The following is a 24,505-nucleotide window of genomic DNA, read 5'->3' as shown; positions in this document are numbered from 1 at the left end:
GCGCCGGCCCGCTCCAGCAGTTGCTAGGCCTGGGCCTTGACGATGAAGGTGACGGCGTCGCCGACGGTCTTCAGGTTCTTGACCTCTTCGTCGGGGATCTTGACGTCGAACTTCTCCTCGGCGTTGACGACGATCGTCATCATCGAGATGGAGTCGATGTCGAGGTCATCGGTGAACGACTTGTCCAGCTCAACCGTGTCGGTCGCGATGCCGGTCTCGTCGTTGATGAGCTCGGCCAGGCCGGCAAGCACTTCTTCGGTGGACAATGCCATTGTTCTTCTCCTTGGGGGTGTCTCGGTTGACCGAGACACAGTCTAGATGGACGAGGGTCGGTGGTTCAGGGAAGTACCACCACTTGGGCGCCGAACACGAGTCCGGCGCCGAAGCCGATCTGGAGGGCGAGGCCCCCCGAGAGTTCCGGATGCTCCTCAAGCAACCGGTGGGTCGCGAGCGGGATCGATGCAGCCGACGTGTTGCCGGTCGTGGCGATGTCGCGGGCGATCATGACCGATTCGGGCAGCTTCAACTGCTTCGCGAACTCGTCGACGATGCGCATGTTGGCCTGGTGCGGGATGAAGGCGGCGAGGTCGGCGGCGGTGATGCCCGCGGCATCCAGCGCCTGCTTGGCGACCTTGGCCATGTCCCACACGGCCCACCGGAAGACCGTCTGGCCCTCCTGGCGCAGCGTCGGCCACTCGGCAGCACCGTCGCGGTACTCCGTGAGGGTGGCGTTCATGCCGACGGCGTCGGCCTTCGAGCCATCCGATCCCCAGATGGTGCGCGCGATGCCGGGGAAGTCGCTCGGGCCGATGACGACGGCTCCGGCGCCGTCGCCGAGCAGGAAGGAGATGGAGCGGTCGGTCGGGTCGACGACGTTCGAGAGCTTCTCGGCGCCGACCACGAGCGCGTAGTGGGCGCTGCCGGTGCGAATGAGCGCGTCGGCCTGGGCGATCGCGTAGGCGTAGCCGGCGCATGCGGCGTTGGTGTCGTACGCTGCGGCCGGGTTGGCCCCCACGCGATCGGCAAGGACCGCGGCGATCGAGGGCGTCTGCTGCACGTTGGAGACGGTGGCGACGATGACGAGATCGATGAGCTCGGGTGCGACGCCCGATTTCTCGATGGCCTCGCGCGCGGCATCCGTCGCGAGATCGAGAGCCTCCACGTCGGCACCGGCGCGGGCGCGGGTGACGATGCCGGTGCGCTGCTGGATCCACTCGTCGGACGAGTTGATCGGGCCCACAAGGTCGTCGTTCGGCACGAGGTTGGCGCCGCGAGCAGCACCGATCGCGTAGATACGCGTGTAGGCGGGCCCGTGCGACTGCTGGAGGGTGGGTTTCGTCATGCTCGGCTTTCTCGTGTGCGCCCGGCTCAGGCGGCCTGCTCGATGAGATCGATCGCGGCGGGAAGATCGTCGGGCGTCTTGACCGCGACGGTGGGCACGCCCTTCAGGCCTCGCTTCGCGAGCCCCACGAGGGCGCCGGCCGGGGCGACCTCGATGATGCCGGTGACGCCGGCCGCCGCGAACGCCTCCATGCAGCGGTCCCAGCGCACGGGGGAGGAGACCTGCCCCACGAGCAGGTCGAGGAAGGCGGCGCCGGATGCCACGGTGCTGCCGTCGCGATTGGTCCACAGGGTCACGCCGGGGTCGGACACGTCGTGGTTCGCCGCGGCGACGGCGGCGAGCCGCTCGACGGCGGGACGCATGTACCGGGTGTGGAAGGCGCCGGCGACCTGGAGCGGAATGACGCGCGCGCCGGTCGGCGGCTCGTCTTTCAGCCGCTCGAGTGCGTCGAGCGCGCCCGCGACGACGATCTGACCGCCGCCGTTGAAGTTCGCCGGCTCGAGGCCGAGTTCGTCGAGCCGCGCCACGAGTGCCGTCTCGTCGCCGCCGAGCACCGCGCTCATGCCGGTGGGCTCGAGCGCCGCGGCATCGGCCATGGCCCGCCCGCGCTCGGCGACGAAGCGCATCGCTGTGGTCTCGCTGAGCACTCCGGCGCCTGCGGCTGCCGTGATCTCGCCCACTGAGTGACCGGCGATACCGCCGATGCCCTCGCTGCGACCGTCGGCGAGAAGCCGTTCGAGCGTGAGGATGCCGGCCGCGACGATGAGCGGCTGGGCGATCGCGGTATCGCGGATGGTGTCGGCGTCACTGACCGTTCCGTGGGATGCGAGGTCGATCCCCGCGGCGTCCGACAACGCGCCCAGGCGCTCGGCATAGGCCGGCTCGGTGAGCCAGGGGGCGAGGAATCCGGGGGTCTGGGAGCCCTGTCCGGGGCAGACGACGACGATCACGGTTTCAAGTCTGCCAATCAGTATCGGGACGGTGGTGTGCCCACGCTACAAGCTCTTCGCGAAAGCCTTGTATCGAAGCCACAGGATGTCGGTCAGCTCGGCGGTCGGCGGCGTGGTGCCTGTTCATGATCGCTCATCGAGCCGATGATGAGCGCGGCCTGGAGGATGAGCGCCTCGCGGGCGCCCGTGGCATCCCATCCGATCACGTCGGAGACGCGCTTCAGGCGGTAACGCACGGTGTTCGGGTGCACGAAGAGCTCGCGTGCCGTCGCCTCGAGCGAGCGACCGTTGTCGAGATAGCTCCAGAGCGTCGTGAGGAGTTCGGTGGAGTGGGCCTGCAGCGGCCGGTAGATGCGGTGCACGAGCGTGGCGCGAGCCAGTGGGTCGCCGGCGAGGGCGCGCTCGGGGAGCAGGTCGTCGGCGTGCACTGGGCGAGGTGCGTGGCGCCATGAACGGGCCACCGCGAACCCTGCAAGCGCGGCCTTCGCGCTCTTCGACGCGTCGACGAGGTTCGGCACCTCGTGACCGAGCACGAGATGGCCCGGCCCGAAGTGCGGCTCGAGTTGCTCGGCGATCTCCATGAAGGTGAGGGCCGCGGCCGTGCCGATGGCGTCATCGTTCTCGCGCGTGAGCGGGTCGGCGCGGCCGATCACGAGCACGAGGCGATTGCCCTGCACTCCGATGAGCACGTCGGCGTGCATGTGACGTGCCGCGCGGCGCACGTGGTCGACGTCGAGCTGCTTCGGCGCGGTGCCGACGAGCACGGAGACTTCGCCGTGACCGTGCCAGCCGAGTGCGGCGATGCGGCTCGGAAGCTCGTCGTCGTACTCGCCCGACAGGATCGAGTCGACCACGAGCGCCTCGAGGCGCGCGTCCCAGAGCCCGCGTGCCTCGGCAGCACGCGCGTACACGTCGGCGGCCGCGAACGCGATCTCACGCGAATACAGGAGGATCGCCTCGCGGAGCGGCTCGCTGCCGTCTTTGACGCGTTCCTCGACGACCTCGACGGTGACGCGGATGAGCTGCAGCGTCTGCTGGAGGCTCACCGAACGCAGCAGTTCCCTCGGAGCGGCGCCGAAGACGTCGGCCGCGATCCACGGCGTCGACTTGGGGTCGTCGAACCAGGAGATGAACGACGAGATGCCGGCCTGGGCGACGAGACCCACGGCGGAGCGGCGGCTCGGCGGCATGTCGCCGTACCACGGCAGCGTGTCTTCGAGACGCTTCAGCGTCGCGGTCGACAGCTCACCCGCGATGGTTCGCAACCATGCGAGCGTCTCCGCCTTCGTCTTGGGCCTCGTCGCCACCTCGTCGCCTGCTAGCTCTCGCCGCCGGCCGATCCGGTCGTGCCGGCGTTCACATCGTGCAGCCGGTACTTCTCGATCGCCTGGGCGGGGAGTGCGCGGTCGACTTCACCACGTTCTGCGAGGAGCTCGAGCGTGCGAACCACGACCGAAGGTCCGTCGATCTTGAAGAAGCGTCGAGCCGCGGGGCGCGTGTCGGAGAAGCCGAAGCCGTCGGCGCCGAGCGTTGCGAAATCGCCCGGCACGTAGGCGCGGATCTGGTCGGGCACGGCGTGCATGAAGTCCGACACCGCGACGAAGGGCCCCTGGGCGCCCGACAGCTTCTGCGTGAGGTACGACGTGCGACGCTCGGCGTCGGGGTTCAGGAAGTTGTGCTCGTCGGCGGCGATGCCGTCGCGGCGGAGCTCGGTCCAGCTCGTCACCGACCACACGTCGGCGGAGACGCCCCAATCCTGGGCGAGCAGCTCCTGCGCCTCGAGAATCCACGGCACCGAGACGCCCGACGCGAGCAGCTGCGCCTTCGGGCCCTGCGCCGGCGACTCCGCGATGCGGTGGATGCCGCGCACGATGCCCTCGACGTCGACGCCCTCGGGCTCGGCCGGCTGAACGAGCGGCTCGTTGTAGACCGTGATGTAGTACATGACGTTCGGATCGGGGTGGGTGCCGCCGTACATGCGGTTGAGGCCCGAGCGCATGATGTGCCCGATCTCGTATCCGTATGCGGGGTCGTACGACACGACGGCCGGGTTCGTCGACGCGAGGAGCAGCGAGTGCCCGTCAGCGTGCTGGAGTCCTTCGCCGGTGAGGGTCGTTCGGCCCGCGGTCGCGGCGATCATGAACCCGCGCGCCATCTGGTCGCCCGCGGCCCAGATCGCGTCGCCCGTGCGCTGGAATCCGAACATGGAGTAGAACACGTAGATCGGAATGAGGGGCTCGCCCTCGGTGGAGTACGACGTGCCGACGGCGGTGAACGCGGCGAGCGCACCGGCCTCGTTGATGCCGACGTGGATGATCTGCCCCTGCGGGCTCTCCTTGTAGGCGAGGAGGAGCTCGCGGTCGACCGACGTGTAGTGCTGGCCGTTCGGGTTGTAGATCTTCGCGTTCGGGAAGAACGCGTCCATGCCGAAGGTGCGCGCCTCGTCGGGGATGATCGGCACGATGCGGTTGCCGAAGTCCTTGGCGCGCATCAGGTCTTTCAGGATGCGCACGAACGCCATGGTCGTGGCGATCTCCTGGGTGCCCGAACCCTTCTTGGCGATCGCGTACGCGGAGTCGTCGGGCAGCGTGATGGCCGTGTGCTTCGTGCGACGCTCGGGAAGGTAGCCGCCGAGCGCGCGCCGGCGCTCGTGCAGGTACTGGATCGCCTCGTCCTGGTCGCCGGGCGTGTAGTACGGCGGCAGGTAGGGGTTCTCCTCGAGCTGGGCATCCGTGATCGGAATGCGCATCGCGTCGCGGAAGGTCTTGAGGTTGTCGAGCGTCATCTTCTTCATCTGGTGGGTCGCATTGCGACCCTCGAACGACGGACCGAGACCGTAGCCCTTGATGGTCTTCGCGAGGATGACGGTGGGCTGGCCCTTGTGCTCGGCGGCCGCCTTGAACGCGGCATAGACCTTGCGGTAGTCGTGGCCACCGCGCTTGAGGCCCCAGACCTCGTCGTCGCTGAGGTGCGACACGAGCTCGAGCGCGCGCGGGTCGCGGCCGAAGAAGTTCTCACGCACGTAGGCGCCCGACTCGGCCTTGTAGGTCTGGTAGTCGCCGTCGGGCGTGATGTTCATCAGGTTGCGGAGCGCCCCGTCGCTGTCGCGAGCGAGGAGGTCGTCCCACTCGCGGCCCCAGACGACCTTGATGACGTTCCAGCCGGCACCGCGGAAGAAGCTCTCGAGCTCCTGGATGATCTTGCCGTTGCCTCGCACAGGGCCGTCGAGTCGCTGCAGGTTGCAGTTCACGATGAACGTCAGGTTGTCGAGTCCTTCGTTGGCGGCGACCTGGAGCTGGCCGCGGCTCTCGACCTCGTCCATCTCGCCGTCGCCGAGGAAGGCCCAGACGTGCTGGTCGGAGGCGTCCCTGATGCCGCGGTTCGTCAGGTACTTGTTCGCCTGCGCCTGGTAGATCGCGTTGATCGGGCCGAGGCCCATCGATACCGTCGGGAACTGCCAGAACTCGGGCATGAGCCGCGGGTGCGGGTAGGACGACAGGCCGTTGGGGGCGTGGGACTTCTCCTGGCGGAACCCGTCGAGCTGGTCGGCGCTGAGCCGGCCCTCGAGGAACGCGCGGGCGTAGGTGCCGGGCGACGCGTGGCCCTGGATGAAGATCTGGTCGCCGCCGCCGGGGTGGTCCTGCCCGCGGAAGAAGTGGTTGAAGCCCACTTCGTAGAGCGCTGCGGATGACGCGTACGTCGAGATGTGCCCGCCGACCGCGATGCCGGGGCGCTGGGAGCGGTGCACGAGCATGGCCGCGTTCCAGCGGATCCACGCGCGGTAGCGGCGCTCGATCTCCTCGTCACCCGGGAAGTCGGGCTCGTTCTCGGGTGCAATCGTGTTGAGGTAGTCGGTGGTCGGCACCATCGGCACGCCGAGGTGCAGTTCCTTCGAGCGCTTGAGCAGGCTGAGCATGATCTCGCGCGCCCGCTGGTGGCCCTTCTCGGCGACGAGCGCATCGAGGGATTCGGACCATTCGGATGTCTCGTCGGGATCCGAGTCCATCGCCTCGACCGAGTAGGGGTCCTGGTCGTTGACAGTCACACTCGACCTCTCTTTTCAGCAGATCATGCCTGCGGTGTGGGGCGTGCGCACGACGAAGCGGACCGGATCACGGTCGCATGGCACCACGCCATCCTAGTGATTCTATGCCTGCGCCGCCGGGGCTAGGCTGGGCGCGCGTCCACTCGAACCACGACGAAAGCGCACCGCCCATGATCCTTGCACGAGGGGCCGTCGCCCCCGACTTCGCCCTCGCGAACCAGTTCGGCCAGACGGTGCGGCTCGGCGACTTCACGGGGAGCACGCCAGTCACGCTCGTCTTCTTCCCGCTCGCCTTCTCGCGGGTCTGCCACAGCGAGCTGTGCGAGCTGCGCGACAATTTCTCGATGTTCGAGGCCGCCGGCACCCAGCTCGTCGGCGTCTCGGTCGACTCGAAGCACACGCTCCGCGCGTGGGCGGAGGCCGAGTCGTACGGCTTCCCGCTGCTCTCGGACTTCTGGCCGCACGGCGCGGTCGCGAGGTCGTTCGGCGCATTCGACGAGTCGACCGGGCTCGCCCTGCGTGCGACGTTCGTGATCGGGGTCGACGGCATCGTGAGCGAGAGCTTCACGTCGCCGCGCGGCGAGGCCCGCTCGCTCGACCAGTACCGCGAAGCGCTCGCCGCGCGCTGAGATCACGGCGTCGGTGCGCGACGACGGCCGTGCCTCAGCTCACGCGAGGATGTTCACCGACCGCGCGATCACGAGCGCGAGGATGGCGAACCCGCCGAACGCCTGCAGGCCCATGAGCAGCTTGAAACGCGGGGAGAGCGGCATCGCGTCGGTCGCGCTGAAGGCCATCGAGTTCGACAGCGACGAGTAGAAGTAGTCGATGAACCGTGGCGTCCAGTCCTGCACCGCAGACGACCTCGCCGCGACCTCCGCGACCGCGTCGTCGTCTTCGTCCTGTGGGAATCGCAGGTCGGCGGCCGGGAGCGCGTCGCGCGCCCACGCCGTGCGCACCACCGGCCCGCCGCGGTCGAGCTCCCAGTAGAGCGTCGAAAAGCCGATGACGTTGGCCACCCAGACCTGCAGTGCCGCCTGGAGGAGACTCGGCGCGTCCTGGCGGCCGCCGACGAGCTCGATCACGAGCACGACGAGCATGAACTGGTTCGCGGCGACGAGCACGAGCGCGAGCGCGACCGAGAGCCGGCGAGTCCACGGCGCCTGTCGCGTCAGGCGGTGCGGATTGGCGACGATGAGCGGGATCAGGAGCACGAGCCCGACGCCGACGACCACGAAGCGCTGGAATCCGAGAAGCTCGTTCGGCAGGAACGCGTAGAGCGCAAGCGCACTGAGCAGGCCGACGACCGCAGGCCATCGGTGCTCCGGCAGAGCGCTCCGGCTCGGATGCTTCGTGACGGGCTCCATGGGCGCGAGTCTAAGGAGGCTCGGATACCATGGGGGTGCGCCGCGCGGCGTGGGCCTTTAGCTCAGTTGGTAGAGCGCCACGTTTACACCGTGGATGTCGTCGGTTCGAGCCCGGCAGGGCCCACTTCACGGTTCGCGCGTCGCGGCCCTCCGACACGGGCGGCGCTAGGCTGGGCGGGTGCCTGCAGTCCTCGCCGAAGTCCTGACGACGGTCGATCGACTCTGGCCGCTCTCGGGCGCCGAAGCGTGGGACGCCCCCGGTTTGGTGAGCGGAGATCCGGATGCCTCGGTGCGCCGCATCCTGCTCGCCGTCGACGCCGTGGCCGCCACCGTCGACGAGGCCGTCGATCGCGACGCCGACCTCCTGATCGCCCACCACCCGCTGCTCCTGCGCGGCGTGACGAGTGTCGCCGAAGACCGCTACAAGGGCGCGCTCCTCGCCCGGCTCATCAGAGCGGGCTGTGCGCTCGTCGCGGCACACACCAACGCCGACGTCGTCGAGGAGGGCACCTCGGCCGTGCTCGCCGCGCGCCTCGCGCTCCTCGACTCGCGGCCGATCGTGCCCGGCACCGATCCTTCCCTCGGGCTCGGTCGTATCGGCCGGCTCGCGCAGCCCACGACCCTCGGCCGCCTGGCGCGCACGCTCGCCGAGATCCTCCCTGCGACTGCGACCGGTGTGCGGGTGTCGGGCGGGTTCGACGACCACGTGCAGACCATCGCGGTGTGCGGGGGAGCCGGCGACTCCCTGCTCGGCGACCCTGCGGTGCTCGGCGCCGATGTCTACATCACCGCCGACCTCCGCCACCATCCGGCGTCGGAGGCCCGCGAGCAGGCGCTGCTCGCGGGTGGACCGGCACTCATCGACGTGTCGCACTGGGCGAGCGAGTGGCTCTGGCTCGACGCAGCGGCAGCACAGCTGCAGAGCGCCCATCCCGACCTCGAGGTGCTCGTGAGCGACCTCCGCACCGATCCCTGGGACTTCCAGGTCGTGCAATGATGACTCCCTCCACTGCCACCCCCACATCGACCTCCACACCGACCCCCACGAGGAGCACCACGTGAAGGCCACCCCAGCCGAACAGCAGGAACTGCTGCGACTGCAGTCACTCGACACCCGCCTGCAGCAGATCGCACACCGCCTCGGTTCCCTGCCGCAGTCGGCAGCCCTCACCGAGCTCGCGACCCGCGATGAGGCCGTCCGACGCTCGCGCGCCGAGGCCGTGGGCGGTCTCGAAGACGCCCGCACCGAGCTCAAGCGGCTCGAGTCCGACGTCGCCGTCGTCGAGGCGCGCATCAAGCGCGATGGAGAGCGGCTGCAGCAGACCTCCTCGGTGAAGGATGTCGCGGGCCTCGAGTCCGAGCTCGCCTCACTGACGAAGCGACTCTCCGATCTCGAGGACATCGAGCTCGCGGTCATGGAGCGAGTCGAGGCCGCCGAGGGCGTCGTCGCCGGAATCGACGAGCAGCGTGCCGCGATCGCGGCCGAGGTCGCGACCCTCGAGGCCGAGCGCGATGCCGCTGCGGCCGAGTTCAACACCGAGCGCGACCACGCCGAGCGCGACCGCGGGGTCGTCGCCACGACGCTGCCCCAAGATCTCGTCGCCCTCTACGAGCAGCGCCGCGTGCGCGGCGGTGGCGTCGGCGCGGCGCACCTGCGCCAGCGCACGTGCGGCGGCTGCACGATCACGTTCACGGGTTCCGATCTCGAGAGCGTGCGGCGCGCGGCATCCGACGACGTGCTGTTCTGCCCTGAGTGCGATCGGATCCTCGTCCGCACCGACGAGTCAGGGCTCTGACGCCGCGAACCCTCGTCGTGGTGGCGGACCCCTGACCATGGATCCGGGGTCCGGGTTCGGGCTGTAGACTTGACTGGCGAGTGGGTCGGCAAGACGGTCGCGTCATCCGGTGGCTGCTTCTTCGGAAGCACCGGCGGATGCCGAGGAACGTCCGGGCTCCACAGGGCAGGACGGTGGGTAACACCCACCCGGGGCAACCCGCGAGACAGTGCCACAGAAAGCAGACCGCCGCAGGCTCGCCTGCGGTAAGGGTGAAACGGTGGGGTAAGAGCCCACCAGCGGCCACGGTGACGTGGCCGGCTCGGTAAACCTCGTCCGGAGCAAGGTCAGACAGGGAACCATGGGGCTGCCCGCCCCGTTCCCGGGTAGACCGCTGGAGGGCTGCGGCAACGTAGTCCCGAGAGAGATGGCCGTCCAGCGCTGCATCCTCGGATGCCGCGTGAACAGAACCCGGCGTATCAGCCGGCCCATTCGCCCCGAACGCGCCGCGCCCCTATCGCGCCGCGAGCGCTGCCGCGCCGAGGATCCCCGCGTTGTTGCGGTGCACCGCCGGCACGATCGGCGTCGTGAGCTTCAGCAGCGGCAGGAACTGCTCGTGGTGCTTCGAGACGCCGCCTCCGACGACGAGGAGGTCGGGCGTGAACAGGAACTCGACCGTTTCGAAGAACCGCTGCAGTCGTGCCGCCCATTCCTTCCAGCTGAGCGATTCGCGTTCCATCGCTGAATACGCGGCGCGCTTCTCGGCGTGCACGCCGTCGACCTCCATGTGGCCCAGTTCGGTGTTCGGCACGAGCACGCCGTCGTAGATGAACGCCGTGCCGATGCCGGTGCCGAGCGTCGCGAGGATGACGAGACCGTCGACGCCGGCGGCGGCGCCGTAGCGCGACTCGGCGTAGCCCGCGGCATCCGCGTCGTTGATGAAGTGGATCTCGCGCCCGAGTTCCTTCTCGAACAGCTCCTCGGCGGGCAAGCCGATCCATTCCTCTGAGATGTTCGCCGCCGAGAGCGTGTAGCCGTGCTTCACGACGGACGGGAAGCACACTCCGAGGGGCAGCGCGGGGCCTGCGTCGGAGGCGATCACGGCGAGGAGTTCGTCGGCGGCCTCGAGGATGTCGGCGGGTCGCCCGCCCTCGGGAGTCGCGACCTTCCGGCGCTCCGTGAGGAGCTCTCCGGTGCCGAGGTCGACGACTGCCCCCTTGATGCCCGTGCCGCCGATGTCGATGCCGATCGCGTGCTCACTCGCCATGGCGCCACACTATCGCGTCGGCCGAGGCGCTCAGGGCAGGGTCAGGATGTCGGCGCCGCGTTCGGTGACCACGAGCGTGTGCTCGAATTGCGCAGTGAGCGATCCGTCGCGAGTGACGACGGTCCACTCGTCGGGCCAGAGGTCCCACTCGATGCCGCCGATGGTGAGCATCGGCTCGATGGTGAACACCATGCCCGGCTCCATCACGGTGTCGAACTCTGGGGCGTCGTAGTGGGGGATGATGAGGCCCGAGTGGAAGGCGCGGCCCACGCCGTGACCGGTGTAGTCGCGCACGACGCCGTAGCCGAACCGGCGGGCGTAGGCCTCGATCGCGCGACCGATGACGTTGACCTGGCGGCCGGGCGCCACGGCGCGGATGCCGCGCGCGAGCGCCTCGCGAGTCCGCTCGACGAGGAGCGTGGCCTCCTCGCTCGCCTCGCCGACGAGGAAGGTGTGGTTCAGGTCGCCGTGGAACCCGGCGAGGTAGGCGGTGACGTCGATGTTCACGAGGTCGCCGTCGCCGAGCACGGTGTCGTCGGGGATGCCGTGGCAGATGACCTCGTTCACCGACGTGCACGACGACTTCGGGAAGCCGCGGTAGCCGAGCGTCGACGGGTACGCGCCGTGCCCGACCACGTACTCGTGCACGATGCGATCGAGCTCCTCGGTCGTGACGCCCGGACGGATGGCGGCCGCCGCGGCTTCGATCGCCCGTGCCGCCACTCGCCCTGCGGCGCGGACGCCCTCGACCTCGGCGGGGGAGTACAGATCGCCGCCGGTGTACGGCGAGGGCGCTCGCCTGCCGACATACTCGGGGCGACGGATCTGGGCGGGAACGGCTCGAGTCGGCGAAAGGCGGCCGGGGATCAGGGTGCCGTGGGCGTTCTTGGGCATAGGATCAGCCTATGGCCGAGGACGTCGAGCACTTGTTCTGGTACAACCTGCGAACCGGCGAGGTGGAGCACGGCTTCGAGTCGCCCTCCGTCGATCGGGTCGGCCCGTTCGAGACGCGAGCCGAGGCTGAGCATGCGCTCGAGATCCTGCGGGCGAACAGCGCCAAATGGGCCGAGGAAGAGGCCGCCGAGGAATAGCCCCGGCTATTCGTAGCTGTGCTCGCTGTTCGGGTAGCTGCCCGACTCGACATCCTCACGCCACTCCTTCGCGGCCGAGCTGAGGATGCCCGAGAGGTTCGCGTACTGCTTCACGAACTTCGGCACGCGCCCGATCGTGAGCCCGGCCCAGTCGGTCCAGACGAGCAACTGCCCGTCGGTGTGGGGGCCCGCCCCGACGCTGATCGTGGGGATCTGGAGCATCTCGGTGACCTGTCGGGCCGCGTCGGCCGGCACCATCTCGAGCACGACCGCGAAGGCACCGGCATCCTGCACGGCCTTCGCGTCCGCGAGGAGCCGCTTGACGCCCTCGCCTCGGCCCTGGATGACGTGGCCGCCGAGCCCGTGCTCGCTCTGCGGGGTGTAGCCGATGTGGGCCATCACAGGGATGCCCGCCTGCACGATGCGGCGGATCTGCTTCTGGCTGCGTTCGCCGCCCTCGAGCTTCACCGCGTGTGCGCCGGTCTCCTTCATGAATCGCACGGCCGTGTGGAGCGCGTCTTCAGGGCCGTTCTCATAGGAGCCGAACGGCATGTCGGCGACGACGAAAGCGCGCTTGACGGCGCCAGCGACCGCGCGCGTGAGCGGGATCAGGTCGTCGACCTTCACCGGCAGGGTGGTCTCGTAGCCCAGCACGTTGTTGCCGGCGGAATCGCCCACGAGCAGGAAGTCGATTCCGGCCTCGTCGAAGATGCGCGCGGTGAGCTGGTCGTAGCTCGTGAGCCCGGTGATCTTGATGCCTTCGCGCTTCGCATTCTGGAAGTGCCTCGTGCGCACCCGCTTGGGTCCGCCGGTCGCGGCGGCGCCGCCGTACGGGTTCTGCTCGACTCCCGTCGAGGTGTCGGATGCTGCGGTCTTCGCGGGCTGGTCGGACATGTCGCCAGTCTCGCACACGCCACAGGCACGAGCGGCGTGCCGTGGGTTCGTGAGCCAGTACCCTAGAGGAGCGAGAGAGGGTGTGGATGGATAAGCAGCGCGACTTCGTTCTCCGGACCATCGAGGAACGAGGAGTCAAGTTCGTCAGACTCTGGTTCACCGACGTCGTCGGGACTCTGAAATCGGTGGCGATCGCGCCGGCCGAGGTGGAGGGTGCCTTCACGGAGGGCATCGGATTCGACGGATCGGCGATCGAGGGCCTCAGTCGTTCCTTCGAGTCCGATCTGCTCGCCTACCCCGATCCCACGACGTTCCAGACGCTGCCGTGGCGGGGCGACATCGATCCGACGGCGCGCATGTTCTGCGACATCACGACGCCCGACGGCGAGCCGGCCGTTGCTGATCCGCGCAACGTCCTGAAGCGCACGCTCGCGCGAGCCGCCGACCGCGGGTTCACGTTCTACACGCACCCCGAGATCGAGTTCTACCTCCTGAAGTCGTCGAAGTACGGCGAGGAGGGGCCGATCCCGGTCGACTCCGCCGGCTACTTCGACAACGTTCCCGGTGGCACTGCGCACGACTTCCGCCGCCGCTCGGTGCGCATGCTGGAAGACCTCGGCATCTCGGTCGAGTTCAGCCATCACGAGGCGGGTCCCGGCCAGAACGAGATCGACCTCCGGTACGCCGACGCGCTCACGACCGCCGACAACATCATGACCTTCCGCACCGTCATCAAAGAGGTGGCGATCGAGCAGGGCGTCTACGCGACGTTCATGCCGAAGCCCTTCTCCGACAAGCCGGGCTCGGGCATGCACACGCACCTGTCCCTCTTCGAGGGCGATGCCAACGCGTTCTACGAGCCGGGCTCCCAGTACCAGCTCTCGAAGATCGGTCGCCAGTTCATCGCCGGCCTGCTTCGTCACTCGTCCGAGATCTCGGCGGTCACGAACCAGTTCGTGAACTCGTACAAGCGTCTCTGGGGCGGCGACGAAGCGCCGAGCTTCGTCTGCTGGGGCCACAACAATCGCTCCGCGCTCGTGCGCGTGCCGCTCTACAAGCCCAACAAAGGGCAGAGCGCCCGGGTCGAGTACCGTGCGATCGACTCCGCCGCGAACCCGTACCTCTCGTTCTCGCTGCTCCTCGCCGCGGGAATGAAGGGCATCGAAGAGGGCTACGAGCTGCCGGCAGAGGCCGAAGACGACGTGTGGGCTCTCACCGACAGTGAGCGTCGCGCGCTCGGCTACAACCCGCTGCCCGCGAGCCTCGATCACGCGATCGAGTACATGGAGGAATCCGAGCTCGTCGCCGACACGCTCGGCGAGCAGGTATTCAACTTCGTGCTCGCGAACAAGCGCTCGGAGTGGCGCGACTACCGGTCCCAGGTCACGCCGTTCGAGCTGCAGCGCAATCTCGAGATCCTCTGACCACTTGCGGATGTCACGCCAGGCGCCCACTCTCGGCGGGCTCGCACGAGCCGGGTTCGACGATCTCGGGCGAGCGGCGGCCGACCTCGCCGAGCTCACGTCCACGACGGGAACCGACGGCGAGTCGTTGCTCGCAGCGTTCTCGCACGCCGGGGATCCCGACGAGGCACTCGGCGCGGTGCGCCGACTGCGAGATCGGGCACCCGACGAGGTGACCGCGGTGCTCGGCGACGATGCATCGGCCGAGCGGATGGTGCGCCTGCTCGGCGCGTCACGGGGATTCGCCGACTTCCTGCTGCGGCATCCGTCAGAGCTCGCCGTGTTCAGACGAGAGCCGTCGCCCCCGCTGAGCGTCGCGGAGGCGAGGACGGTGCTCCTCACGGCCGTCGAGGGAGCGTCGGATGCACCCGGTGATCCGGCCGAAGCCGCTGCGAGCGCGCTCAGGATCGGCTACCGGCGAGTGCTGGCCGCCCTCGCGATCTACGACCTCACACGTGGCGACGCGATCGAGGCCGTCGACACGGTCGCAGCCGGCCTGGCGGATCTCGCCGGCGCAACGCTCGATGCTGCGCTCGCGATCGCTCGACGAAGCATCAGCCGCCTCGACGGCGAACCAGCGGCGCCCGGACGATTCCCAGCCGCCGAGGTCGCCGCGACGCGACTGGCGATCATCGGCATGGGCAAGGCGGGCGCTCGCGAACTCAACTACGTGAGCGACGTCGACGTGATCTTCGTCGCCGAGTCGGCAGATGAAGCGGTGGTGAGCACGCCTCGTGCCATCGAGATCGCCACACGGCTCGCGATGCTCGCGATGCGGGCCATCGGCGAGCCGGGCATCGAACCCCCGCTGTGGGAGGTCGATCCGAACCTGCGGCCCGAGGGCAAGAACGGTGCGCTCGTGCGCACCCTCGACTCGCACCTGCAGTACTACGACCGCTGGGCCAAGAGCTGGGAATTCCAGGCGCTCCTGAAGGCCAGGCCGCTCGCGGGCGACGAGGAGCTCGGTGAACGGTACGCCGCCGGCGTCGCGCCGAAGGTCTGGTCGAGCTCGAGTCGCGAGGGGTTCGTGGAGTCGGTGCAGCGCATGCGCGAACGCGTGACCGAGCACATCCCGCCGAGTGAGGTCGAGGTCCAGGTGAAGCTCGGCCCGGGCGGGCTGCGTGACATCGAGTTCACCGTGCAGCTCCTGCAACTCGTGCACGGGGCGAACGACGCCGACATCCGGCAGGGCGGCACGCTGCTCGCACTCGAGGCGCTCGCACAGCGCGGGTACGTCGGCCGGGAGGAGGCCGCGGAGTTCGCACGCGACTACCGCATCCTTCGCGTGCTCGAGCATCGCCTCCAGCTCGACCGACTCCGGCGCACGCACCTGATGCCGCGCGACGAGGGCAGTCTGCGGGTACTCGCCCGGGCGTCGGGGCTCGCACGAGACGCCGCCGAGCTCACGCGGGTGTGGCAGGCGACGCGGCAGCGCGTGCGAGGCCTGCACGAGCGACTCTTCTACCGGCCGCTGCTCTCGGCCGTTGCGGCGCTGCCCGCGTCGGGGCTCGAGTTGACGAGCGAACAGGCGTCTGCCCGCCTCGCGGCGATCGGCTTCCTCGACCCGCGCGGCGCGCTCGCGCACATCGGCGCACTCACGGCGGGCGTCTCGCGTCGGGCGGCGATCCAGCGCAACCTCATGCCGGTGCTCATCTCATGGTTCGCCGATGGTGCCGATCCCGACTACGGGCTCCTGTCGTTCCGCCGGCTCAGCGACACCCTCGGCACCACCCACTGGTATCTCCGGCTCCTTCGCGACTCATCTGATGCAGCCCTGCGTCTTACTCGAGTGCTCTCGGGCTCGCGATTCGTCGGCGAGCTCCTCGAGCGTATTCCCGAGGCGGTGGCATGGCTCGAAGACGTCGACGAACTGCGGCCCCGTTCCCTCGCCGCCCTCGAAGACCAGACGCGGGCGGTGCTGGCGAGACATGACGACCGCGATGCGGCGGCGAACGTGCTGCGCGCCATCCGTCGCCGTGAGGTGCTGCGACTCGCCCTCTCGGCGATTCTCGACATCTGCACCGTCGAGGAGCTCGGCCGCGGGCTGAGCGACGTCACCGAAAGTCATATCTCGGCGCTCGTCTCGGCGATCCGGGGGAGCGAGCGCGACGGTCTCGAGTTCGCCGTCATCGGCATGGGCCGCTTCGGCGGGCGTGAGCTCGGCATCGGTTCCGACGCCGACGTCATCTACGTGTTCAGGCCCACGGATGCCGAGCCCGAGGTCGCGCAGGCGCGCGCGCTGCGCATCGTCGCCGAACTCGTGCGCCTCAGCGAAGACACGCGGCTGCCGTTCGATCTCGACGCCGACCTGCGACCCGAGGGCCGCAACGGCGTCGTCGCGCGCTCCCTCGACGCGTACCGCGCCTACTACGCGCGCTGGTCGCTCACGTGGGAAGCGCAGGCCCTGCTCCGCGCCCGCGGCGTCGCCGGCGACGCCGCCCTCATCCGCGACTTCACCGAACTCGCCGACTCCGTGCGCTACCCGGCCAGGATCTCCGAGCAGGACGTGCGCGAGGTGAAGCGCATCAAGGCGCGGGTCGAGAAGGAGCGGCTTCCGCAAGGGGCCGATCCCACCCGGCACCTGAAGCTCGGCCGCGGTTCGCTGAGCGATGTGGAGTGGTTCGTGCAGCTCGTGCAGTTGCAGCACGCCGCCGCGGTTCCGGCGCTGCGCACGCCGTCGACCCTCGAGGCGCTCGCGAGCGCGGTCGAGCATCGGCTCATCGCGGCATCCGATGCCGAGACGTTGCGTGCCGCCTGGGTGTTCGCCTCACGAGCGCGATCGTCGCTCACGCTGTGGCTCGACCGCACGACCGATGTGCTGCCGGTGGAACGGTCGCAGCTCGAGGGCGTCGCGCGCATCATGGGCTACCCGCCTGGCTCGGCGACGGCGCTCGAGCACGACTACCTGCAGCTCACCCGCCGATCGCGAGCGGTGTTCGAGCGCGGCTTCTACGGGATCGAACCGCGCCGCGAGCCGACCACGTCCTGAGCGCGCTCGACCGATTCCGCGCTGCGACGCCCGGGAGCCGAATCGGCCATTCAATGCGAAAGGGCCCGCACCGCTGCTGCGATACGGGCCCTTCCGGGTCGGGTGAGATCAGACGCCGTAGTACAGCTCGTACTCGAACGGGTGCGGACGCTGAGCGAGGGGCTTCAGTTCCTTCTCGCGCTTGTAGTCGATCCAGGTCTCGATGAGCTCCTTGGTGAACACGCCGCCCTCGAGGAGGAAGTCGTGGTCTGCCTCGAGCGCCTCGAGTGCCTCGCCGAGCGAGCCCGGCACCTGCGGGATCGACTTGGCTTCCTCGGGGGGAAGCTCGTAGAGGTCCTTGTCGACGGGCTCGTGGGGCTCGATGCGGTTCTTGATGCCGTCGAGGCCGGCCATGAGCTGGGCGGCGAACGCGAGGTACGGGTTGCCCGAGGCGTCGGGCGCGCGGAACTCGATGCGCTTGGCCTTGGGGTTGGTGCCCGTGATCGGGATGCGGATCGACGCCGAGCGGTTGCCGGCCGAGTAGACCAGGTTGACCGGGGCCTCGAAGCCGGGAACGAGGCGGTGGTAGGAGTTCACCGTCGGGTTCGTGAAGGCGAGCACAGCAGGCGCGTGCTTCAGGATGCCGCCGATGTACCAGCGTGCGAGGTCGGAGAGCCCGCCGTAGCCGGCCTCGTCGTAGAACAACGGCGTGCCGTCGTTCCAGAGCGACTGGTGGGTGTGCATGCCCGAGCCGTTGTCGCCGAAGAGCGGCTTCGGCATGAAGGTGGCGGTCTTGCCCCACTCGTTCGCCGTGTTCTTGACGATGTACTTGAACTTCAGGATGTCGTCGGCGGCGTGCACCATCGTGTCGAACCGGTAGTTGATCTCGCCCTGGCCGGCGGTGCCCACCTCGTGGTGGCTGCGCTCGAGGATGAGGCCTGCGTCGATGAGCTTGAGGCAGATGTCGTCGCGGAGGTCGGCGTGCTGGTCGACGGGGGAGACCGGGAAGTAGCCGCCCTTGTACGGGGTCTTGTTGGCGAGGTTGCCGCCCTCTTCGGTGCGTCCCGAGTTCCAGGCGCCCTCGCTCGAGTCGACCGAGTAGAAGCTCGAGTGCTGGTCGACGTGGTAGCGCACGTCGTCGAAGATGTAGAACTCGGCCTCGGGTGCGAAGTAGGCGGTGTCGGCGATGCCGGTCGAGGCGAGGTACTTCTCGGCCTTCTTCGCGACCTGGCGCGGGTCTTTCGCATAGATCTCGCCGTTGCGCGGGTTGTAGATGTCGAACACCATGATCAGCGTGCGCTCGGCGCGGAACGGGTCGACGTACGCCGTCGACACGTCGGGGATGAGCTGCATGTCGGACTCGTGGATGTTCGCGAAGCCGCGGATCGAGGAACCGTCGAAGAGCTGGCCGACCGTGAAGAAGTCCTCATCGACGGTCGAGGCCGGGATGTTGAAGTGCTGCTGCACACCCGGAAGATCGGTGAAACGGATGTCGAGGAACTTGACATCCGTGTCTTTGATGAACTTGAGCACTTCAGACGAATCACTGAACATGTGACGAAACTCCAAGGGGGCGCGGGTGGACCGAACGGACTTGCACAGTCGGTAGTTGACGCTATCGAGCCGCCGTTTCCCTACCGTGACGTGAATGTTTCGGCCATGTTACGCGACGTGCGCTCGGTAGACTCGACTGGTGCCAGACGCGAAACCGCAGACCTTCGGAGATCTCGAGCCGAGCCGCTGGCCGGGGGAGCGGCTGGGGCTTCCCGAGAGCGGTCCCGGTTCCGTGGCGCGCGTCGGGCGACGCATCGGCGGCCTGCTCATCGACTGGGCGAGCGCCATGCTCCTCGCGCTGCTGTTCACGCCCTACGAGTCCGTCGCCTACACCTGGGTCACGCCGATCGTGTTCGGGGTGCTCCAGGTGATCTTCATCCCGACGCTGGGCGGCAGCATCGGGCATCGGGCCGTGGGCCTGCGGGTCGTGCCGCTCACCGGCGGCTGGATCGGCGTGTGGCGCCCGGTCGTGCGCACCGCGCTCCTCGTCTTCGTGGTGCCGGCACTCGTGTGGGACTCCGACCAGCGCGGCTTCCACGACAAGATCGCCGGCAGCGTGCTTGTCCGCAGCTGATCGCCCCTGAGCACTGCGACGCGAAAGCGGCATCCGCCGATCGACGGATGCCGCTTCGATATCGCTCGGTTCAGCGCGCCTTGCCGCGCTGGGGGCGTGCCTTCATGGGGTCGATGCCCTTGGGGATCGGCAACGAGCTCTGCAGGGAGTTCAGGCGATTCGAGACCGCGAGCACCTCGGGCTTCGTGAGCGTGCGCTTGGTCTTGCGCAGGGTCGCCGGAAGCCGGTACAACTCGACCGTTCCCTCGTCGTGGCCGACCGAGATGAGCGTGATCGGCACGTTCGGCAGCACGCGTGAGACCTTGCGCTGCTCGTCGTCGAGCATGCGCTTCGTGCGTGAGACCGGGCCCTCGCTGATGAGCGCCACGCCGCCGCGGCCCACGGCGCGGTAGACGGCGTCTTGCGTCTTGCCGTTCACGGCCACGGGCATCTCGTTGCCGATCCAGCCGCCGCGGAGACCGCTGCGGAGCACCGCGCCGACCGCGCCGGGCTGGCCGTCGATCTGCGAATACGCCGCACGCTCGGCCCTGCGGCCGAGGATGACGAGCGCGATGAGCAGTCCGGCGAGGACGCCCGCGATGATCCAGAGGGCGATCGTGAACCCGTTGCCCTCGCCGAGCAGGAGCGCAACGGCGAGGCCCACGAGCACGGGCGCGAGGAAGGCCAGGAGCATGAGCCACTGCGCAGTCGGGTCGTAGCGGCGGGTCATCTGGAAGACCTGCCACATCTGCTTCATGCGGCCGGGCTCCTTGGGAGCGGACGGCTTGTCCTTGGTGCGTGCCATGGTGTCAAGGATACCGGCGAGTCGGACCGCCTCCGACCGTGTTCTCGACGGGCGGAGACGAATCCGGATGCCTCAGCCGACCGCCTGGGCGAACCCGAGCGACGCGTCTGCAAGATGCGAGAGCGACTCCGGAAGCGGTCGCCCCTTGGCGCGCATCGACTGCGCCCAGAGCCGGCCTGCACGGTACGACGATCGCACGAGCGGTCCGGCGAGCACCCCGAGGAATCCGATCTCCTCGGCCTCCTCCTTGATCTCGACGAACTCCTCGGGACGCACCCATCGGGCGACGGGGAGGTGCCGCGGGCTCGGCCGCAGGTACTGGGTCACGGTGATGATGTCGGTGCCCGCGTCGTGGAGGTCGCGCAGGGCCTGGGAGACCTCTTCACGCTCCTCGCCCATGCCGAGGATCAGGTTCGACTTCGTGATGAGGCCGGCGTCGCGACCCTGCGTGATCACATCGAGCGATCGCTCGTACCGGAACGCCGGCCGGATGCGCTTGAAGATCCGGGGCACCGTCTCGACGTTGTGCGCGAACACCTCGGGGCGGGCCGAGAACACCTCGGCGAGGTGGTCGGGGTTTCCCGAGAAGTCGGGCACCAGGATCTCCACGCCCGTGCCCGGCGTGTGGGCATGGATCTGCCGGATCGTCTCGGCGTAGAGCCATGCGCCCTCGTCGGGCAGGTCGTCGCGGGCGACACCGGTGACCGTCGCGTAGCGCAGCTGCATCCGTTCGACGGACTCCGCCACCCGGCGCGGCTCGTCGACGTCGTAGTCGGCCGGCTTTCCCGTGTCGATCTGGCAGAAGTCGCAGCGTCTCGTGCACTGGGACCCGCCGATGAGGAAGGTCGCCTCGCGGTCCTCCCAGCACTCGTAGATGTTGGGACAGCCGGCCTCCTGGCAGACGGTGTGGAGGTCCTCGCTCTTCACGAGCGACTGCAGTGCGCGATACTCGGGCCCCATCTTCGCCCGCGTCTTGATCCATTCGGGCTTGCGCTCGATCGGGGTCTCGGCGTTGCGGACTTCGAGGCGCAGCATCCGGCGCCCATCAGGTGCGGCGCTCATGCGGTGACCACCGCCTCGGCGAGGAAGCGCTCGGTGATCGGCGCGACGAGGTCTTCGGGATCGACCGTGCGACCGAGTTCGCGGGAGATCGTCGTGACACCGGCGTCTCGGATGCCGCACGCCACGATCCGCTCGTACGGCTCGAGCGAATTGCTGCAGTTCAGGGCGAACCCGTGCATCGTCACCCCGTCGGCCACTCGGATGCCGATGGCCGCGATCTTGTTCTCGAATCCGGGTGGACCGACCCAGACCCCCGACCGGCCGTCGACGCGACGGCCGTCGACGCCGAGGCCCGCCAGCACGTCGATGAGGAGCCCCTCGAGGCGCCGCACGTAGCCGACGACGTCGATCGGCTCCTCGAGTCGGAGGATCGGGTACCCCACGAGCTGGCCCGGACCGTGCCACGTGATCTTGCCGCCGCGATCGACGTCGATGACGGGCGTTCCGTCAGAGGGGCGCTCTTCGGGGGCCGTGCGTTTGCCGGCGGTGTAGACGGAGGGGTGCTCCAGGAGGATGACGGTGTCGGGGCGTTCGCCCCTGACGACCGCGCGATGGACGGCGCGCTGAAGGTCGAGACCCTCGATGTACGGCACGGAGTTGGCGCTTAGCCCCGCGACGACGAAGTCGAGCATGCCGACCAGTCTAGGGCGACTCGTCCTCGACAACCGGCACCTGGTCGTGTTCAGCCGGGGGAGCGTGCTGCCGGCCGGGCCGGCCGCGGGAATCGCGTCAGGATCGGCGTATGAGTCGCCGTGCCGCCCGCCGTTCTGCTGTCGACACTCCGGCCGCCGTCGCGCCGAGCGAGCCCGTCGACGGCAGGCTCGCCGGCTACCGGCTCATCAGGCGCATCGCGTCGGGCGAGCGGGCCGATGTGTACCTCGCGACGGCGGATCGCCCCGATGAGACGGCCCCGGGTGAACCCGCTCCGCTGCTCGCGATCCGCGTCTACCCGGCGCACGCGTCGAGTACGGCGATCGCCGTCGAGGTCGAGGCGATGACGGCCGATGCGTCCGGTGCGCTGCCCGCACTCTACGATGTCGCGACGCTCGACGACGGTCGTTGCTGCCTCGCGGTCGAGCGGATGCCCGGCACGAGCCTCGCCCGCATCCTCACCGATCGCAGCCTCTCGCCGGGAGAGGCGGTCACCGCGCTCGCGCCGATCGTCGTCGCGGTCGCCGAGCTCGCTCGCAGCGGATTCGTGCACACGCGGCTCTCGGCGAGCGACGTGCTCATCGACGACGCCGGCCGACCACGGCTCGTCGGACTGGGCGCGCTCGAACGGCTTCCCGGTCGCGGCGGAGCGGCAGAGCGCACTGCTCTCTTACGCGCAGGGCACGTGGCACTCGCCGAGCTCGTCGAGGATGTCGCTGCCGCCACCCGTCCCTCGGGCGCGCTCTCTGCGGCGATCGATCTCCTCCGCGGGCGGCTCGACGCACGCCCCTTCCTGACGTGCGAGCCCGAGCTCGAACGCCTGCTCTTCGCGGCGGCATCGCCCGAGCCCATCTCGGGCATTACGACGAGGCCGAGACCGGTCGGCCTTCCGGCGCGAATCGGCGCGCCGATGCTCCCGGCGCCCGACGAGTCGCAGCAGGAGCCCGAGGCGGTGGTTCCCCGGCGACGAGTGGGAGCCGGCCTGCGCATGCTGTTCTCGCTCGCCCAGCTTCCCGACCAGACGGCGACCCAGATCGCAGCGGCGGCAGACGTCGATCGCGCGGCATCGACGATCGACCGACTTCGCACGCTGCTCGCCGGGCGAGGGCGAACGCTGCTCTTCGGTGGCCTGATGAGCGCGGGAGCGCTCGTGCTGATGCTCACCCTCGTGCCTCCGGCGACCGCCGGCGGTGCACGGTCGGGCGGCCCGGCTCTCGCGACCCTGCCTCCCGAGTCGACGTCACCAGCTGCTGCCGGCGCCGAGGTCTCCTCGACCGCACCTCCGAGTCCCACGACTGCCGCACGCGGTGACTCGGAGGGGGGCGCTGCCGTGCTCGCCGACGATGCGATCTCTGCGACCGCCGAACTGCTCGAACTGCGTTCGAGCTGCTTCGCCACGCTCGATCTCTCGTGCCTCGACGCGGTCGTGCAGCCAGGTTCGGCCATCGAGACCGATGATCGCGCGGCGATGGTCGCCGCCCGAGAAGGAGACGGAGTGCCGCCACTCGACTACGACCTCGACCGCATCACGCTGACCACAGAGATGGGATCAGCGCTGCTCGTCTCTGTGCCCTTCACGTCCGCCGAACGCGAACCGGCCTCGATCCTCGTGATGAGGAGCGAGGCCGGTTGGCGCTTGCGCGAGATCTTCGACTAGATGCCGAGGTCGGCCTCGAATGCGCCCTCCTCGAGGCGAGCCTTGACCGCCGTGAGGAATCGGGCTGCGTCGGCGCCGTCGATGATGCGGTGGTCGTACGAGAGCGCCAGGTAGACCATCGATCGCACGGCGATCGCGTCGGAGCCGTCTTCGCTGATGATCACCGGGCGCTTGACGACGATGCCGGTTCCGAGAATGGCCGACTGGGGCAGGAACACGACCGGCGTGTCGAACAGCGCACCGCGTGAGCCGGTGTTCGTCAGCGTGAACGTGCCGCCCGAGAGCTCGTCGGGCTTCAACTGGTTGTTGCGCGTGCGCTCGGCGAGATCGGCGATCTGCGCCGCGAGTCCGGCGATGTTCTGCTCGCCCGCGTCACGGATGACCGGGGTGAGCAGCCCGCGCTCGGTGTCGACCGCGATGCTCATGTTCTCCTGGGCCGGGTAGACGATCGTGTCGCCGTCGACGGTGGAGTTGATGATCGGGTAGGCGCGGAGCGCCTCGGCGGCGGCGAGCGCGAAGAACGGCAGGAACGAGAGCTTGTTGCCGGTCGCCTCCTGGAATCGGCCCTTCACCTTGTCGCGCAGTCGCGCAACCCGCGTGACGTCGACCTCGACGACCGACGTGAGCTGTGCGGTCGACTGCATGGACACCACGGCGCGCTCGGCGACGACCTTGCGCAGGCGCGTCATCGGCACGGTGGTGCCGCGCAGCGGCGACGTCTCGAGCGCCGGACGTGCCGGCGCAGCGGCAGCCGCCGGAGCGGTCTGTGCCGAGATCACGTCTTGCTTGCGGATGCGACCTCCGACTCCCGTGCCGGTGACGCTCGCGAGGTCGACGCCCTGCTCGTTCGCCAGCTTGCGGACGATCGGCGTGACGTAGCCTGCGGGGCCGGCGTGCGATCCCGTGACCGTCGGCTGCGGTGCAACTGCAGCAGGGGCCTGGGGTGCAGCGGGAGCAACGGGCTGAGGTGCGGGCGATGCCGCCGGTGCAGCGGGCTGGGCGGCCGGTGCCGGTGCTGCAGGTGCAGCGGGCTCGGCGGCCGGTGCGGGTGCGGCGGGCTG

Annotated in this window: 22 protein-coding genes, 1 tRNA gene and 1 other RNA gene; 10 read left to right on the top strand and 14 right to left on the bottom strand. The window is 69.1% G+C overall.

Going from position 1 to position 24,505, the window contains the following annotated elements:
* Window positions 1–23 precede the first annotated feature (23 nt).
* The 5 genes from ESP51_RS17020 to aceE form a co-directional block, all read right to left on the bottom strand.
* The gene (locus tag ESP51_RS17020; protein WP_056008597.1) at window positions 24–272 is read right to left on the bottom strand and encodes an acyl carrier protein; all 249 of its coding nucleotides are present in this window, start codon (window positions 270–272) and stop codon (window positions 24–26) included.
* 65 nt (window positions 273–337) lie between these two features.
* Complete coding sequence (locus ESP51_RS17015; RefSeq protein ID WP_129522089.1) at window positions 338–1,342, bottom strand: beta-ketoacyl-ACP synthase III; 1,005 nt, start codon at window positions 1,340–1,342, stop codon at window positions 338–340.
* A gap of 26 nt (window positions 1,343–1,368) precedes the next feature.
* Window positions 1,369–2,292 carry an ACP S-malonyltransferase gene (locus ESP51_RS17010; RefSeq protein WP_129522088.1) on the bottom strand — a complete coding sequence of 308 codons (924 nt, stop codon included), beginning with the start codon at window positions 2,290–2,292 and terminating at the stop codon, window positions 1,369–1,371.
* A gap of 92 nt (window positions 2,293–2,384) precedes the next feature.
* Window positions 2,385–3,599: a PucR family transcriptional regulator gene (locus tag ESP51_RS17005; RefSeq protein ID WP_129522087.1), complete on the bottom strand. Its 1,215-nt coding sequence runs from the start codon at window positions 3,597–3,599 to the stop codon at window positions 2,385–2,387.
* 11 nt (window positions 3,600–3,610) lie between these two features.
* Complete coding sequence (aceE, locus tag ESP51_RS17000; RefSeq protein ID WP_129522086.1) at window positions 3,611–6,337, bottom strand: pyruvate dehydrogenase (acetyl-transferring), homodimeric type; 2,727 nt, start codon at window positions 6,335–6,337, stop codon at window positions 3,611–3,613.
* Between the two features lie 170 nt (window positions 6,338–6,507).
* On the opposite strand from aceE, the gene ESP51_RS16995 reads away from it, so the two are divergent.
* The gene (locus ESP51_RS16995) at window positions 6,508–6,966 is read left to right on the top strand and encodes a peroxiredoxin (RefSeq protein ID WP_129522085.1); all 459 of its coding nucleotides are present in this window, start codon (window positions 6,508–6,510) and stop codon (window positions 6,964–6,966) included.
* 39 nt (window positions 6,967–7,005) lie between these two features.
* Here the strand turns inward: ESP51_RS16995 and ESP51_RS16990 are convergent, their stop codons facing one another.
* Window positions 7,006–7,704 (bottom strand): hypothetical protein, encoded by a 699-nt coding sequence (locus ESP51_RS16990; RefSeq protein WP_129522084.1) that lies wholly within the window; start codon window positions 7,702–7,704, stop codon window positions 7,006–7,008.
* A 51-nt stretch (window positions 7,705–7,755) separates the two neighbouring features.
* On the opposite strand from ESP51_RS16990, the gene ESP51_RS16985 reads away from it, so the two are divergent.
* From ESP51_RS16985 to rnpB, 4 genes are all read left to right on the top strand, one after another.
* Window positions 7,756–7,828 (top strand) — tRNA-Val (locus ESP51_RS16985).
* 54 nt (window positions 7,829–7,882) lie between these two features.
* Window positions 7,883–8,701 (top strand): Nif3-like dinuclear metal center hexameric protein, encoded by an 819-nt coding sequence (locus ESP51_RS16980; RefSeq protein ID WP_129522083.1) that lies wholly within the window; start codon window positions 7,883–7,885, stop codon window positions 8,699–8,701.
* 61 nt (window positions 8,702–8,762) lie between these two features.
* Window positions 8,763–9,500: a zinc ribbon domain-containing protein gene (locus ESP51_RS16975; protein ID WP_129522082.1), complete on the top strand. Its 738-nt coding sequence runs from the start codon at window positions 8,763–8,765 to the stop codon at window positions 9,498–9,500.
* An 81-nt stretch (window positions 9,501–9,581) separates the two neighbouring features.
* An RNA gene (gene rnpB / locus ESP51_RS16970) (RNase P RNA component class A) lies at window positions 9,582–9,974 on the top strand.
* A 19-nt stretch (window positions 9,975–9,993) separates the two neighbouring features.
* On the opposite strand, the gene ppgK is transcribed toward rnpB, so the two are convergent.
* Both ppgK and map read right to left on the bottom strand, forming a co-directional pair.
* Window positions 9,994–10,746: a polyphosphate--glucose phosphotransferase gene (ppgK, locus tag ESP51_RS16965; RefSeq protein WP_129522081.1), complete on the bottom strand. Its 753-nt coding sequence runs from the start codon at window positions 10,744–10,746 to the stop codon at window positions 9,994–9,996.
* 30 nt (window positions 10,747–10,776) lie between these two features.
* On the bottom strand, window positions 10,777–11,640 hold the full coding sequence (gene map / locus ESP51_RS16960) for a type I methionyl aminopeptidase (protein WP_129522080.1): 864 nt from the start codon (window positions 11,638–11,640) through the stop codon (window positions 10,777–10,779).
* A gap of 11 nt (window positions 11,641–11,651) precedes the next feature.
* Here map and ESP51_RS16955 point away from each other — a divergent pair, with 11 nt between their 5' ends.
* Window positions 11,652–11,837, top strand: coding sequence for an SPOR domain-containing protein (locus tag ESP51_RS16955; protein ID WP_129522079.1), 186 nt, complete (start codon window positions 11,652–11,654; stop codon window positions 11,835–11,837).
* A gap of 6 nt (window positions 11,838–11,843) precedes the next feature.
* Here ESP51_RS16955 and panB read toward each other — a convergent pair whose 3' ends face one another.
* Window positions 11,844–12,731 carry a 3-methyl-2-oxobutanoate hydroxymethyltransferase gene (gene panB, locus ESP51_RS16950; protein WP_129522078.1) on the bottom strand — a complete coding sequence of 296 codons (888 nt, stop codon included), beginning with the start codon at window positions 12,729–12,731 and terminating at the stop codon, window positions 11,844–11,846.
* A gap of 86 nt (window positions 12,732–12,817) precedes the next feature.
* On the opposite strand from panB, the gene ESP51_RS16945 reads away from it, so the two are divergent.
* Together ESP51_RS16945 and ESP51_RS16940 are read left to right on the top strand one after the other, a co-directional pair.
* Complete coding sequence (locus ESP51_RS16945) at window positions 12,818–14,155, top strand: glutamine synthetase family protein (protein ID WP_129522077.1); 1,338 nt, start codon at window positions 12,818–12,820, stop codon at window positions 14,153–14,155.
* Window positions 14,156–14,165: 10 nt separating this feature from the next.
* Window positions 14,166–17,183 carry a bifunctional [glutamine synthetase] adenylyltransferase/[glutamine synthetase]-adenylyl-L-tyrosine phosphorylase gene (locus ESP51_RS16940; RefSeq protein WP_129522076.1) on the top strand — a complete coding sequence of 1,006 codons (3,018 nt, stop codon included), beginning with the start codon at window positions 14,166–14,168 and terminating at the stop codon, window positions 17,181–17,183.
* A gap of 108 nt (window positions 17,184–17,291) precedes the next feature.
* Here the strand turns inward: ESP51_RS16940 and glnA are convergent, their stop codons facing one another.
* Window positions 17,292–18,716, bottom strand: a complete 1,425-nt coding sequence (glnA, locus tag ESP51_RS16935; RefSeq protein ID WP_129522075.1) for a type I glutamate--ammonia ligase — start codon at window positions 18,714–18,716, stop codon at window positions 17,292–17,294.
* Window positions 18,717–18,855: 139 nt separating this feature from the next.
* On the opposite strand from glnA, the gene ESP51_RS16930 reads away from it, so the two are divergent.
* The gene (locus ESP51_RS16930) at window positions 18,856–19,290 is read left to right on the top strand and encodes an RDD family protein (RefSeq protein WP_422386861.1); all 435 of its coding nucleotides are present in this window, start codon (window positions 18,856–18,858) and stop codon (window positions 19,288–19,290) included.
* 70 nt (window positions 19,291–19,360) lie between these two features.
* On the opposite strand, the gene ESP51_RS16925 is transcribed toward ESP51_RS16930, so the two are convergent.
* The 3 genes from ESP51_RS16925 to lipB form a co-directional block, all read right to left on the bottom strand.
* Window positions 19,361–20,074, bottom strand: a complete 714-nt coding sequence (locus ESP51_RS16925; protein WP_129522073.1) for a DUF4191 domain-containing protein — start codon at window positions 20,072–20,074, stop codon at window positions 19,361–19,363.
* A 72-nt stretch (window positions 20,075–20,146) separates the two neighbouring features.
* Window positions 20,147–21,136, bottom strand: coding sequence for a lipoyl synthase (gene lipA, locus ESP51_RS16920; RefSeq protein WP_129522072.1), 990 nt, complete (start codon window positions 21,134–21,136; stop codon window positions 20,147–20,149).
* Window positions 21,133–21,768, bottom strand: a complete 636-nt coding sequence (lipB, locus tag ESP51_RS16915) for a lipoyl(octanoyl) transferase LipB (RefSeq protein WP_129522071.1) — start codon at window positions 21,766–21,768, stop codon at window positions 21,133–21,135. The genes lipA and lipB overlap by 4 nt, the downstream gene beginning before the upstream one ends.
* A 110-nt stretch (window positions 21,769–21,878) precedes the next feature.
* Here lipB and ESP51_RS16910 point away from each other — a divergent pair, with 110 nt between their 5' ends.
* A complete protein-coding gene (locus ESP51_RS16910) occupies window positions 21,879–23,444 on the top strand; it encodes a protein kinase (RefSeq protein WP_129522070.1) in 1,566 nt (521 codons plus the stop codon).
* On the opposite strand, the gene sucB is transcribed toward ESP51_RS16910, so the two are convergent.
* Window positions 23,441–24,505 (bottom strand): 2-oxoglutarate dehydrogenase, E2 component, dihydrolipoamide succinyltransferase (gene sucB, locus ESP51_RS16905; RefSeq protein ID WP_129522069.1); only part of this gene is annotated, 1,065 nt, incomplete at its 5' end. The genes ESP51_RS16910 and sucB overlap by 4 nt on opposite strands.

It is taken from the genome of Agromyces albus, assembly GCF_004134825.1.
Lineage (GTDB): Bacteria > Actinomycetota > Actinomycetes > Actinomycetales > Microbacteriaceae > Agromyces > Agromyces albus.
This window is presented reverse-complemented; position numbering and strand designations above follow the sequence as displayed.